This is a genomic window from Polaromonas sp. P4_F9 (assembly GCF_056401235.1).
Window position 1 is genome coordinate 135,914 of record NZ_JBFUJT010000007.1, and the last position, 12,539, is coordinate 148,452.

The window sequence follows — 12,539 nt, forward strand, 5'->3', positions numbered from 1 at the left end:
GCCACGCGGCTTTAGCCGCGCAGGCGCGTCAGAAATGTCCCGGCATCAGCGTACGGATAAGCGGGATAAGTGGCCATTTCAAATCCTGCATTGCGCAATTGGCTCAGCACGCTGCTGCTGACGTCGTCACTCAATGGGGTGAGCGGCGGACGCACGCTGCGCAGCAGTTCGAGGAAACGGGCGCCGCGCCCCAGGGCTCCCTCGGGCATTGATCGATCCGTAGTAGTCCCTGCCTCGATCTGTCGCGGACGGTGGACGTCGCGCCGTCTCGCGCCGTAGCGGTCGCCTGGCTATCTCGGCCTTGAGATCGGACCCGGTGCATGCGGTGTGCTGGATTCCGACGCGGAGGTGGCGTGATGCTGGCTGTTGGCCGTGCTCATTGAGTCGTTGAAAACTTGACAGTTCTGGATGAGCGCGATACTGTCATCGCTCGGTAGATCTCCCGGGACGGCACACTGCATTTAGAAGTTGGCAAGCTGCAACCTGGTACGCCTTGCATAGACTCCTCACTGTTTCAGGCGGTATTCACGAAGGATTTCCTTATGAATAGGTCCATGCAGAAGGGCTTCACGCTCATCGAATTGATGATCGTCGTGGCGATCATCGGCATCCTGGCTGCATTGGCGTTGCCCGCTTATCAGGACTACACCAAGCGGGCCAAACTGTCCGAGGGTGTTTTGGCGGCTTCTTCCTGCCGCACATCAATTGCTGAGGTGTACCAGTTCGGCAGAGCCTCGGGTCCTCCGGGGGCAAATGGATGGGGCTGCGAGGCTGGGGCGGGCACCTCCAACCCCAGTGCATCATCCAGGTATGTGGCCGCGGTGACCACATCAGCCGATGGCGTGGTCAAGGTGACGATGCAAGGATTCAATGACAGTCAGATAGATAGTCACGTCGTCACGCTTGCCCCCATGGCAAGCGCCAGCGTTGTCGCAGTATTTGCTACCGACGTGGGGAAGCCCATCTTCGGTTGGCGCTGTGGCTCGCCGACCGACGGAACAGACATTCCTGCCAAGTTTTTGCCCGCTGCCTGCCGCGGTTGATGGCAAGCGAAGGCGAGCATAAGTCGTTGATAAATAAACGATCTACACCGCTCTTGACGCACGCCCTCCTGGAAATCCTCACTGCGCAGGCTGCTCAACATCTCGGCGTTGGCCAGCGTAATCGCTTCACCCAGTGACTGGTAGGGCGCCTTCCACAACTGCCGCTTCATCACCTGTACCGAGCGAATCTTCTGGTGCCGTGATGGGTCAGCCCGCTTCCAGTGTTCGGCTTCCTGCTTTCCTATCGCCGCGACGACACCACAATCCCGCCCACGATCAGCACAAACGCCAGCGCGTGATAAAGCTGCGGCAACTCGCCCAGAAAAGCGGCTGACAGCAGCGCGGCAAACAGTGGCGTGAGGTTGGAGAAAAAGCCGGCAATCGCAGGGCCGACACGCTGCACGCCCACGCCCCAACAGCGGTAGGCGATCACGGCCGGACCGACGGCCACGTAGAGCAGGGCCGTTGCCAGGGGCCAGCCCCAACTGATGTGGGCGTCGGTCAGGGTCCATTCACTGGCCGCAAAAAAACCGGACCAGCCCAGGCCGAAGACAATCTGCGCCATCAGGAAAGCAGCCCAGTCATCGCGGATTTCTGCGGGCTCTTTGGGCTGCGACAACAGCCAGCTGTAAAACGCCCAGGCCAGAGTGGCCAGCAACACATACAGATCGCCGGGCACGAGGTGCACCTGCGCCAGCAGGGCCCAATCACCACGTGACAGCACCACCAGCACGCCGGCAATCGACAGGACCGCGCCGGTGATTTGCCGGTGCGAGACGCGCTGGCCAAAGCACAGCGCGCCCACAGCCAACATCCAGATCGGCACGCTGGACGCGACCAGCGTGACGTTGAGCGGTGTCGAGGTTTTCAGCGCCAGGTATTGCAGGGCGTTGTAGCAGCCCACACCCAGCAGACCCAGCAACGCAAAGCGTTTCCAGTGCGGCCAGAGGGTGCTGCCTGGCCTGAGCAGGTGGTGGGCCAGCGGCAACAGAATCACAAAGGCCAGCGCCCAGCGCAAAAAGTTCAGCGTCATGGGCGGCACCAGCGTGGTGACCAGCCGGCCGACCACCGCATTGCCGGCCCAGAGTAAAGGAGGAAGCACCAGCAGCAGGGCAGTGGCGGGGGTCACGCGTTGATTCATGCCGGGAACTGTACCAAGCCGTGCATATGTCCGCCCCGCAAACCGTCCTTCAGCCCCTCGGGAGAGCAGCATATTTCGATTCATGGCACGATGCCGCCTGACATTAAATTTTTCAAAATTCCGCAGGAGAAAAGACATGAGCCAAACCACACAAACCACGTCCAGAGCCGTCCGGATTGAACAGAACGGCGGGCCCGAAGAACTGAAACTGGTCGAGGTGGCTGTCGGGGAGCCCGGCCCTGGCGAAATCCGCATCCGCCACAAGGCCGTGGGCCTGAACTTCATCGATGTGTACCAACGCAGCGGCCTGTACAAGCTGCCCATGCCGCTGCAGTTGGGCATGGAGGCTTCCGGCGTGGTGGAGGCGGTGGGCGAGGGCGTGACGCACCTTCAGGTTGGCGACCGCGCGGCCTATGCCAGCCAGCCACCGGGCAGCTACTGCGAGCTGCGGGTGATGCCCGCCAAATGCGTATGCAAGCTACCGGATGCGATTTCGTTCGAGACGGGCGCGGCGATGATGCTCAAGGGCCTGACAGCGCAGTATTTGCTGCGCCGCACGCAGCCGCAGGGCGGGCTCAACGCAGGTGATTTTGTGCTGTTTCATGCGGCGGCCGGCGGCGTCGGCCTGATTGCCTGCCAGTGGGCCAAGGCCATGGGTCTGCAGCTGATTGGCACGGCGGGCTCGGATGAAAAATGTGCACTGGCCAAGGCGAATGGCGCGGCCTTCGTCATCAATTACGCGAAGGAGGATTTCGTTGCCTGCGTGAAGGAAATCACCGGCGGCAAGGGTGTGAAGGCGGTCTACGACTCGGTCGGCAAGGACACCTTTCTCAAATCGCTGGACTGCCTGCGCCCCTTTGGCTTGCTGGCCAACTTCGGCAATGCCTCGGGCAAGGTCGAGCCGCTGGATATTGGTGTGCTGGCCGCCAAGGGCTCGCTGTATGTGTCACGCCCGACCTTGTTCACCCACATCGCCACCCGCGAGACCACGCAGGAAATGGCCGACGACCTGTTTGCCATGGTGACCAGCGGCAAGATCAGGATCGCCATTGATCAGCATTTCCCCCTGGCCGATGTGGCCGAGGCGCATCGGTCGCTCGAGGCACGCAAGACCACGGGCTGCACCATCCTGACGCTGTAAGGCAGGCGGGGCTCTGCGGTAAACCTGTGTAAAGCCACGGGCCGCATTCAACGCAAGGCGCGGCGAATGCGTTACAACGGGCAGCAGGAGAAAAACATGCCCATAGCGATCACCCAGGCTGGCGTGCTGGCGGCCTTCCTGGCTTGCCTTGCCGGTCCCGCGGCGTATGCGCAGACCGATGCCGCGCCGTCCCCGGCCAACGTCGCCGCCGCTTGGCGCGTCGCCTCGCGCCTGGGCTATGCGCCCACACCGGCCTCGGCGCAGGCCGTGGAGGCGTCACCCAAAGCCTGGGCGCTGCAACAACTGGACGCGGCCTACGCCGCGAGCCGCCGCCCTCCCGCCCTTCCCGCCGAGCTGGCCGGCATCAATGCGCCGCTCAACGAGATCGCGCGTAGCTTCCAGGCCGAGCGGGAGGCGCGCAGGACCTTGCGTGAAACGGCCAGGACCGGCACGGCCGCCACAGCGGAGACGGGCGCAGGCGCGGAAAAATTCAGCCGCGACATGGCCCAGGGCGCCGCCGCATGGCGCTTGATGTCCTGCAGCGATCCGGCACTGGAAAACCCGCTGCTGGCGCGCATGACTGAATTCTGGTTCAACCACCTCAATGTGTTCGTCGGCAAGGGGGCGGTGCGCCCGTTTGTCGGCCACTACGAGGTCAATGTTATCCGTGCCAACGCCCTGGGCCGTTTTGAGGACCTGCTGCTGGCCAGTGCCAAGCACCCGGCCATGCTGTTTTACCTGGACCAGGCGCAGAGCAACAACCGCGGCCTCAATGAAAACTACGCTCGCGAATTGATGGAGCTGCACACGTTGGGCGTGAACAGCGGCTACACGCAAAAAGACGTGCGTGAACTGGCCCGCATCCTCACCGGCTGGACGGTCAACCTCAAGGACGGCGAGGGCTTTCGCTTTGCCGAGCGCCTGCACGACAAGGAAGGCAAGGTCCTGCTGGGCCGCACCTTCGGCAACGAGAGCCTTTCGGAAGGCGAGGAGGCCATCCGCTACCTGGCACGGCGGCCCGAGACGGCGCGGCGGGTCTCCACGCGGCTGGCGAGTTTCTTTGTGGCCGACAAGCCCCCACCCGCGTTGGTCGACCGGTTGGCAAGCACCTTCACCGCCACGCAAGGCGACATCCGCGCGGTGATGCACACCTTGATCGAGTCGCCGGAGTTCTGGGCGCGGGACAACCAGCTCTTCAAGACACCGCTGGACTTTGCCTGCTCCGCGCTCACAGCGGCCGGCGGCGTGAAGGAGCGCCGCGACATCGTGCAGACCCTGGGCTTTCTTGCGCAGGCCGGCCAGCCCATGCACGGCTGGCAAACGCCCGACGGCTACAAGACCGATGCCGGCACCTGGCTCGCGCCCGAGGCTCTGACCCGTCGCGCCGACTACGCCATGAGCCTGGCCCAGCGCATGGCGGAGCCTTCCTACCTCAACACTTTTTTCAGCAGCGCCACACGTGAGCGCATCGCGCAGGAACCCGCGCAGATGCGCACCGGCCTGATGCTGGCCAGCCCCGACTTCATGCGTAAATAACCGGCACCGAGGAGTCCCATGAATTCCAGCCCTTCTTCATCGGCGTATCCGCTGCAGCGCCGCAGGGTGCTGGGCCTGGGGGCGCTGTCCACGCTGTCGCTGAGCGTGCCCGGCGTGTGGGCACAACCCTTGCCTGTGGGCCTGGCGGGCCGATCAGGTCTGGACGGCGGGCGCCTGATCGTCGTCTTCCTGCGCGGCGCGTATGACGGCCTGTCGGCCTTCGTGCCCTATGCGGACAAGGACTACTACGCCATTCGCCCCAACATCGCGATCGCGGCGCCCGACGGCACGGCGCAAACTGCCATCCGGCTCGACAAAACCTTCGCCCTGCACCCCGCGCTGACTCCGCTGTTGCCCTTGTGGCAGCAAGGCGTTCTGGGCTTCGTACCCGCGGCCGGCCTGCCCGCGCCCAACCGTTCGCACTTCGATGCGCAGTACCAGATGGAAATTGCGCGAAGCGGCAAAACCAGCGGCGCGCCGGGATGGCTCAACGCTACGGCAGGCCTTGGCAAAGCCGCCGCGCCGGGCGCGGCCGCGCTCGGTGTGGGGGAGGCCAATCCCGCCATCCTGGGCGGGCAGGCCGCCGCCGTCCGGCTGATCCCGCGTGGCCAGTCGGCCGAGCGCACCGGCGTGCTGGCCAACGACAGAACCCGCCAGGCGCTGATGGACCTGTACGCGGGCGACGACAAGGTCAGCGAGGCCTTCCGCCAGGGCGTGGGCAGCCGCATGCAGAGCGCGCAGGAGCTCACGGAGCAAAGAGCCGAAAAGGCCGCGAAGGCCGAAAAAATGGCGCAAGACGACAGGCGCATGGCCGACAAGCGTCTGGACCGCGACGGCACGCCCGCCAACGTTCAGGCCCAGGCGGCGCAAATGCTGGCGGCCAGCAACGGCGCGGCCGACCCGGTGGGCCTGCAGCTTGATGCGCAGCACCTGGGCACGCTGATGCGCAACGACCGCAAGCTGCGCCTCGGGTTTTTGTCGGCGGGCGGCTGGGATACGCATGCCAACCAGGGCGCTGCCACTGGTCAGCTGACCAACAACCTGGGCAACCTGGCGCGTGGCATCGCGCAGCTGCGCCAGGACTTTTCCGAGCCCGGCGACGTGGTTGTGGCGATGAGCGAATTCGGGCGCACCAGCGCCGAAAACGGCACACGCGGCACCGACCACGGCTTTGGCAATGCCATGTGGCTCATGGGCAGCCGCATCGCCGGCGGGCGCTGGCATGGCCAGTGGACGGGGCTGGCGCAAAGCAACCTCAACGAAGGCCGCGACCTGCCGGCTCACCACGACTACCGCGCGGTGCTGGCCCAGGTGCTGCGCGGCACCTTCGCCCTGGGCGATGCGCAGCTGGCCGCGGTGTTGCCGGGCGCCAGCTGGGACCAGCGTCTGGACGGCCTGTTCACCAGGGCCTGAGTTCTTTCCGCGGGATTTTCGCGGCCTTGCGGTCATCGCTGGACGACGGCCGCGAAGGTAAACTGGCGCGAGCCATGAACCCGCCCGCTTCTTTTGACCCGCAATGGTTGCGCGACCTGCGTGCCCGCGCCACCGTGCCGCCCCTGCGCCGGCGTGTGCCGCTGTGGGCGGGTGAGTCCATCATCGGCTCGGTGGAGCCCGGTTTCCTGCGCCAGCTGGCCCTGCATACCATGACGGACGGCCACCATCCGCTGCTCAAGGAAGAACACCCCGAGCAACTCGGCTGGCGCCTGATGGGCGACGTGACGACCAGCCTGAACCACGTGGCCGTTGCCTTGCTCGAGGCCGGCCTGGCGGGCGCCTGGCGCAATGAACAGCTGGCGGTGCCTGACCAGCTGGGCCATCGCAAGGGGACGGTAGAACGCGCCGCTGTCCGGCCGCTGGGCATCACCACGCTGGCCGTGCACCTGGTGGGGCAGGCGCCGGACGGCCGCTTCTGGGTGCAGCAACGCGCTTTCGACAAGGCCAATGACCCGGGCCAGTGGGACACCCTGATGGGTGGCATGGTGTCGGCGGCGGACACGGTGGAGACCGCGCTGGTGCGTGAAACCTGGGAAGAGGCCGGGCTGCATGCCGTCGACCTGCAGGACATGCGTTACGGCGGACGCCTGAGCACCTGCCGCCCCTGCAGCGATGGCAAGGGGGCGGGTTATGTCAGCGAAAACATCGACTGGTATTGCTGCACCGTGCCCGAGCGGCTGGTCCCGAACAACCAGGACGGCGAGGTTGAGCAGTTTTGCCTGATGGACGCGGAGCAACTGCTGAACGCCCTGCAGCGAGGTGAGTTCACCACGGAAGCCGCGCTGATTCTCTGCGATGTGCTCAAGCTGCCCTGATTTGCAGCCCGCAGGCAGGTCAGGAGAGGGCAGGGCCGGGCTTCAGGGTTGGTCGGTCAGCGCCATGGGCCGCAGGCGGTTGGGCGCCAGGGCGCCGGCCGAGTCAAGAATCGGGTAGGCGATGGAGCAGATATGCGAGTTGATGCGCTTCAACTCGCTGATCAGGTCGATGTGTAGGGAGCTGGTTTCCAGGCTTTGCAGCGTGTTGGCCGACAGCCGGCCCAGGTGGGTGGTGGCATAGGCGCGCTCCAGGTCGCGAAAGCGGGCTTTTTCTTCCAGCAGCTTCTGGGCGTCACGCACCGTGCCGTTCAAAAACACGCTCATGCCCAGGCGCAGGTTATCAATCAGCCGCTCATGCAACTCCGCGATTTCGGCCATGCCGGCTTCCGAGAAGCTGCGGGCGGGTTTGATTTTTTTGTCTTCAATATCAATCAGCACCCGCTCGATGATGTCGCCGATCTGCTCCATGTTGATGGTGAAGCTGATGATGTCGGTCCAGCGGCGACTTTCTTCATCACTCAGGGCTTCGCGGGAGATTTTGGTCAGGTAATACTTGATCGCTGAATACAGCGTATCCACCGTATCGTCGAGTTTTCGCAGGTCTTCAGCCAGCTTGATGTCATCTTTTTTGATGACTTCAAGCACGCCGCGCAGCATGGTCTCCACCACATCGGCCTGGTACATGGCCTCACGCGCTGCACACGAAATCGCCAGCGATGGCGTGGCCAGTGCGGAAGGGTCCAGATGGTGGTGGCGCGTGCTGGCGTCGGTCTTTTTCCCGGCCTTGGGCAGCCAGACTCCGATCCAGCGCGCCACCGTATGGGTCAGGCCAATGAAGACCGCACCGATGATGACATTGAAGCCGAAGTGGAACAGTACCACCGCTGTGGCCGGCTCACCCAGCAGCGGGCGCACATGCCGCAGCCACAGGCCGATCAGCGGGGCGGCCATGACAATGCCCAGCACCTTGAACACCAGGTTGCCCATCGGTACCTGCCGCGTTTCGATGGAGGACCTTGCCGTGGTCAGTACGGCCAGCAGGCCGCTGCCCAGGTTGGCGCCCAGCACCAGGCCCAGGGCGACGTCCAGCGGAATGACGTTGGTGCTGGCCAGCGCGGCGGTGAGCAGTACGATCGCCAGGCTGGAATAAGACACCAGGGACAACACTGCACCGGTGGTGATTTCCAGCAGCAGGTCACTGCTGAGCGATGCCAGCAGCGCCTTGACGGCCGGAGCCCGGGTCAGCACCTCGGTGGAGTCCGTGACCAGCCGCAAGGCCAGCAGCATCAGGCCCAGGCCAATCAGGACGCGGCCCAGGCGGCCTGCATTGCTGTCCTGGCGCGAGATGAACAGCACCACACCCAGAAAAATGAAGAGGGGCGACAACCAGGACAAATCAAAGGAAAACACCACCGCCATCAGGCTGGTGCCGATGTCGGCGCCCAGCATCACGGCCAGCGCCAGCGGAAGCGCGATCAGCCCCTGGCCGACGAACGAAGAGACAATCAGCGCGGTGGCGGTGCCGGATTGCACCAGCGCGGTCACGCCGATGCCCGACAAGGCGGCGGTGAAGCGGTTGCTGATGCTGCGCGCCAACACCTGGCGCAGACTGGCACCGAACACCCGCAGGATGCCGGTTCGTACAAGATGGGTGCCCCAGACAAGCAGCGCAATGGCCGCCAATAAATTCAACAGATGCTTCATAAGGTCAGAAGCCACTATACGCCAGCGGGTTGAGGCGCCAGTGGCCTGACCCCGGCACTGTGAAGTTAAAGCCACACTCTGAAGCCGCACGCCAAAGCCACACGCCGGGCAGGCGCGAGCGCGGGGCCGGGTCAGCTTCTGCGCACGCGGCGCAATTCGTCCAGCACCAGGCAGATCGCGCCGATGGTGATGGCGCTGTCGGCAATGTTGAAGGCGGGGAAATGCCAGTTGCGATAGTGAAAATCCAGGAAATCCACCACGTAGCCGTGCAGGCTGCGGTCTATCACGTTGCCGACCGCCCCGCCCAGAATGCAGGCCAGCGCAAACGAGAACAGCTTCTGGCCGGCATGAGACCTGAGCAGCCACACGATCAACAGCGCAGCCGCAATGCCGATGGCGGTGAAAAACCAGCGCTGCCATCCGGACGCGGAGGCCAGGAAGGAGAACGCCGCGCCCGCGTTATGAACCCGCACGACATTGAAGAAGCCGGTCACGTAGGTGGCGTCGCCCAGGCGGTAATAGCCCAGGATGAGGACCTTGGTGAACTGGTCGGCAATTAACAGAATCAGTGCCAGCCCCAGCCAGGGCAGCATGGAACCCGAGGTTTTTCCGAACGCCTTGGCCATCAGGCGTACTTCCGGTCTTCACCGGCGCCATACAGGTTGCTCGTGCAACGGCCGCAAATGGTCGGGTGCGCCGGGTCATGGCCGACGTCTTTGCGGTAGTGCCAGCAGCGCTCGCATTTGGTATCGGAACTGGCGGTAACCAGGGTTTTGATTGAGGATGATGCTACTAAATCAATAGTAGACGTGATGAAGACAAACTTCAGGTCATCGCCCAAAGAGGCCAGCAGTGCGTGGTCGTCGGCCGCCAGCTCCAGGGCCACATTGGCCTGCAAGGACGACCCCACCTTGCCGTCGGCGCGCAAAGCCTCAATGTCCTTGTTCACAGCATCGCGAATTTCACGGATGCGTGACCATTTGGCCAGCAGCGCGTCGTCCTGCGGCTTGAACTCCGCATAGGTCTCCAGGAAGATGGACTCGGATTGGCCGAACACCTTCCAGGCTTCCTCGGCTGTGAAACTCAGGAAGGGCGCCATCCAGCGCAGCATGGCATGGGTGATCTGGTGCAGTGCCGTTTGCGCGCTGCGGCGGGCCAGCGATTTGGGACTGGTCGTGTACAGCCGGTCTTTCAGGATGTCGAGGTAAAAAGAGCCCAGGTCTTCGCTGCAGTAGATCTGCAGCTTGGAGACGACGGGATGGAATTCATAGACCTCGTAGTGCGCCAGGATGTCGGCCTGCAGCTGCGCCGCGCGGCTCAGCGCATAGCGGTCGATTTCCAGCATCTGGTCAAACGGCACGGCGTCTTTGGTCGGGTCGAAGTCGCTGACGTTGGCCATCAAAAAGCGCAGCGTGTTGCGGATGCGGCGGTAGGCGTCGACCACGCGGGCCAGGATCTTGTCGTCGATGCCCAGGTCGCCCGAGTAATCGGTGGAGGCACACCAGAGCCGGATGATCTCGGCGCCCAGCTTGTCGCTGACTTCCTGGGGCACCACCACATTGCCTTCGCTCTTGCTCATCTTGCGGCCCTTGCCGTCCACGGTGAAGCCGTGGGTCAGCAGGCCCTTGTAGGGCGCGTGGTCGTACATCGCGCAGGCCGTGAGCAGCGATGAATGGAACCAGCCGCGGTGCTGGTCATGGCCTTCCAGGTACAAATCGGCCGGCCAGGTTGATTGCGCCGCGTGGCTGTGCCTGAGCACGTGGTCGTGCGTGGTGCCCGAGTCAAACCAGACATCGAGGATGTCGGTGCTCTTGATGTAATCCGGCGCATCGGCGCCGATGATGGATTCGGCGCTCGCCTTGCTCCAGGCCTCGATGCCGCCGGCCTCCACCATGCGGGCCGCCTGGTCCATGATCTCCATGGTGCGGGGGTGCAACTCGCCGGTGGCGGTGTGGATGAAGAAGGGCAGCGGCACGCCCCAGTTGCGCTGGCGGCTGATGCACCAGTCGGGCCGGCCGGCAATCATGTCGTGCAGGCGGGTTTTGCCGTTTTCCGGGTAGAAGCTGGTTTCTTCGATGGCGGTCAGGGCCAGTTCACGCAGGGTTTTTCCGGCCTTGTCCTTGGTGAAGACACCCACGCCTTCATCCATGCGCACAAACCATTGGGCCGCGGCGCGGTAGATCACCGGGGTCTTGTGGCGCCAGCAGTGGGGGTAGCTGTGAACGATGTTGTGCGAGTCAAACAGGCGGCCATGCTCGCGCAGCTTGTCGATGATCAGTGGCGCGGCCTTCCAGATGTTGAGGCCGCCGAAGAGCGGTAATTCGTCGACATAGCGGCCGTTGCCCTGCACCGGGTTGAGGATGTCGTCGTAGGCAATGCCATTGGCCACGCAGGAGTTAAAGTCTTCCACGCCATAGGCAGGCGAGGAGTGCACGATACCCGTGCCGTCGTCCGCCGTTGCGTAGTCGGCCAGAAACACCGGGCTGAAGCGCTGGTAGCCCTGGTTCCCGTTGTCATCTTTCACGTCATACAGCGGATGCATGAACTTCAGCAGCGCCAGGTTTTTGCCCTGCGTGGTGGCCAGCACGGTGCCGGTGAGCTGGTAGCGCTCCAGGCATTTGTCGACCAGCGACGCGGCCAGCAGCAGGATGCCGCGCGGGGTATCGACCAGCGCGTATTCCAGCTCGGGGTTGAGGTTGAGCGCCTGGTTGGCGGGGATGGTCCAGGCGGTGGTGGTCCAGATCACCGCAAAGGCGTCCTTGGCCAGGCTTGGCAGGCCGAAGGCGGCGGCGAGTTTGTCGGGCTCGGCGCTTTTGAAGCCCACGTCCAGCGTCTGCGACTTTTTGTCGGCGTATTCGATTTCAAATTCAGCCAGCGAGGAGCCGCAGTCGAAACACCAGTACACCGGCTTCAGGCCGCGGTAGACAAAGCCGCGCTCCATGATGCGCTTGAGCGCACGGATCTCGTTGGCCTCGTTGGCATGGTCCATTGTGCGGTAGGGGTTGTCCCATTCACCCAGCACGCCCAGGCGCTTGAAGTCGGCCATCTGGCCGGCGATCTGCTCGGTGGCAAAGGCGCGGCACTTGGCCTGGAACTCGGCGCGGATATCCAGGGGCGACGGGCCGCTCCCTAGCCCCTGGGCGGCCCCCTCGGGGGGCAGCGAGCCACGCGCAGCGGGGAGCGTGGGGGCCAGTTTTCGGCCGTGCAGTTTTTCAATCGCGTTTTCGATCGGCAGGCCGTGGCAGTCCCAGCCCGGCACATAGATGGCGTCCAGTCCCTTGAGCTGGCGCGCCTTGACAATCATGTCTTTCAGGACCTTGTTGACAGCGTGGCCGATGTGGATCTTGCCGTTGGCGTACGGCGGGCCGTCATGCAGCACGAACTTGGGCGCACCGCAGCGTGCATCGCGCAGTTTCTTGTAAATGCCTTTGTCGTCCCATTCCTTCACCCAGCCGGCCTCGCGCTTGGGCAGGTCGCCGCGCATCGGAAACGGGGTGTCGGGCAGGTTCAGGGTGCTGCGGTAATCGGTTTTGTTGTCAGGCATGGGTGTCGCTCGAAAAGGCTTCGACAGGCTCAGCCCGAACGGCTGTGTTGGGGGAAGGGAAAGAGTAAAAGGCCGCTCGCCCTGAGCCTGTCGAAGGGCTGCGACCGGGGCGACGAGGTCG

10 protein-coding genes are annotated in these 12,539 nt (G+C 64.0%); 5 read left to right on the forward strand and 5 right to left on the reverse strand.

What is annotated here, in order from left to right; translation table 11 throughout:
* Window positions 1-11: 11 nt before the first annotated feature.
* On the reverse strand, window positions 12-209 hold the full coding sequence (locus tag AC1DUB_RS08560; RefSeq protein ID WP_477729190.1) for a hypothetical protein: 198 nt from the start codon (window positions 207-209) through the stop codon (window positions 12-14).
* 345 nt (window positions 210-554) lie between these two features.
* Between AC1DUB_RS08560 and AC1DUB_RS08565 the strand changes: the two genes are divergently transcribed.
* Entirely contained in the window at window positions 555-1,043 is a 489-nt protein-coding gene (locus AC1DUB_RS08565; protein WP_477729191.1) for a pilin, read from the forward strand.
* 241 nt (window positions 1,044-1,284) lie between these two features.
* Here the strand turns inward: AC1DUB_RS08565 and AC1DUB_RS08570 are convergent, their stop codons facing one another.
* Window positions 1,285-2,184: a DMT family transporter gene (locus AC1DUB_RS08570; protein WP_477729192.1), complete on the reverse strand. Its 900-nt coding sequence runs from the start codon at window positions 2,182-2,184 to the stop codon at window positions 1,285-1,287.
* 136 nt (window positions 2,185-2,320) lie between these two features.
* On the opposite strand from AC1DUB_RS08570, the gene AC1DUB_RS08575 reads away from it, so the two are divergent.
* The 4 genes from AC1DUB_RS08575 to AC1DUB_RS08590 all read left to right on the forward strand — a co-directional run bounded on the left by AC1DUB_RS08575 (window position 2,321) and on the right by AC1DUB_RS08590 (window position 7,170).
* The gene (locus AC1DUB_RS08575; RefSeq protein ID WP_477729193.1) at window positions 2,321-3,325 is read left to right on the forward strand and encodes a quinone oxidoreductase family protein; all 1,005 of its coding nucleotides are present in this window, start codon (window positions 2,321-2,323) and stop codon (window positions 3,323-3,325) included.
* Between the two features lie 96 nt (window positions 3,326-3,421).
* Window positions 3,422-4,861, forward strand: a complete 1,440-nt coding sequence (locus AC1DUB_RS08580; protein ID WP_477729194.1) for a DUF1800 domain-containing protein — start codon at window positions 3,422-3,424, stop codon at window positions 4,859-4,861.
* Window positions 4,862-4,879: 18 nt separating this feature from the next.
* Window positions 4,880-6,274 carry a DUF1501 domain-containing protein gene (locus tag AC1DUB_RS08585; RefSeq protein WP_477729195.1) on the forward strand — a complete coding sequence of 465 codons (1,395 nt, stop codon included), beginning with the start codon at window positions 4,880-4,882 and terminating at the stop codon, window positions 6,272-6,274.
* A 74-nt stretch (window positions 6,275-6,348) separates the two neighbouring features.
* Window positions 6,349-7,170 carry an NUDIX hydrolase gene (locus tag AC1DUB_RS08590; RefSeq protein WP_477729196.1) on the forward strand — a complete coding sequence of 274 codons (822 nt, stop codon included), beginning with the start codon at window positions 6,349-6,351 and terminating at the stop codon, window positions 7,168-7,170.
* A 42-nt stretch (window positions 7,171-7,212) separates the two neighbouring features.
* Here the strand turns inward: AC1DUB_RS08590 and AC1DUB_RS08595 are convergent, their stop codons facing one another.
* The 3 genes from AC1DUB_RS08595 to ileS form a co-directional block, all read right to left on the reverse strand.
* The gene (locus tag AC1DUB_RS08595) at window positions 7,213-8,874 is read right to left on the reverse strand and encodes a Na/Pi cotransporter family protein (RefSeq protein WP_477729197.1); all 1,662 of its coding nucleotides are present in this window, start codon (window positions 8,872-8,874) and stop codon (window positions 7,213-7,215) included.
* A gap of 131 nt (window positions 8,875-9,005) precedes the next feature.
* Complete coding sequence (gene lspA / locus AC1DUB_RS08600) at window positions 9,006-9,500, reverse strand: signal peptidase II (RefSeq protein ID WP_477729198.1); 495 nt, start codon at window positions 9,498-9,500, stop codon at window positions 9,006-9,008.
* Window positions 9,500-12,418, reverse strand: coding sequence for an isoleucine--tRNA ligase (gene ileS / locus AC1DUB_RS08605; protein ID WP_477729199.1), 2,919 nt, complete (start codon window positions 12,416-12,418; stop codon window positions 9,500-9,502). Before ileS ends, lspA begins: the two co-directional genes overlap by 1 nt.
* Between the last annotated feature and the right edge of the window lie 121 nt (window positions 12,419-12,539).

Bases quoted from the DNA above. Each gene is read 5' to 3' on its own strand.
- AC1DUB_RS08585 (WP_477729195.1), top strand. From the start codon at position 4,880: ATGAATTCCAGCCCTTCTTCATCGGCGTATCCGCTGCAGCGCCGCAGG.
- AC1DUB_RS08580 (WP_477729194.1), top strand. From the start codon at position 3,422: ATGCCCATAGCGATCACCCAGGCTGGCGTGCTGGCGGCCTTCCTGGCT.
- AC1DUB_RS08595 (WP_477729197.1), bottom strand. From the start codon at position 8,874: ATGAAGCATCTGTTGAATTTATTGGCGGCCATTGCGCTGCTTGTCTGG.
- AC1DUB_RS08565 (WP_477729191.1), top strand. From the start codon at position 555: ATGCAGAAGGGCTTCACGCTCATCGAATTGATGATCGTCGTGGCGATC.
- AC1DUB_RS08575 (WP_477729193.1), top strand. From the start codon at position 2,321: ATGAGCCAAACCACACAAACCACGTCCAGAGCCGTCCGGATTGAACAG.
- AC1DUB_RS08590 (WP_477729196.1), top strand. From the start codon at position 6,349: ATGAACCCGCCCGCTTCTTTTGACCCGCAATGGTTGCGCGACCTGCGT.
- ileS (WP_477729199.1), bottom strand. From the start codon at position 12,418: ATGCCTGACAACAAAACCGATTACCGCAGCACCCTGAACCTGCCCGAC.
- lspA (WP_477729198.1), bottom strand. From the start codon at position 9,500: ATGGCCAAGGCGTTCGGAAAAACCTCGGGTTCCATGCTGCCCTGGCTG.
- AC1DUB_RS08560 (WP_477729190.1), bottom strand. From the start codon at position 209: ATGCCCGAGGGAGCCCTGGGGCGCGGCGCCCGTTTCCTCGAACTGCTG.
- AC1DUB_RS08570 (WP_477729192.1), bottom strand. From the start codon at position 2,184: ATGAATCAACGCGTGACCCCCGCCACTGCCCTGCTGCTGGTGCTTCCT.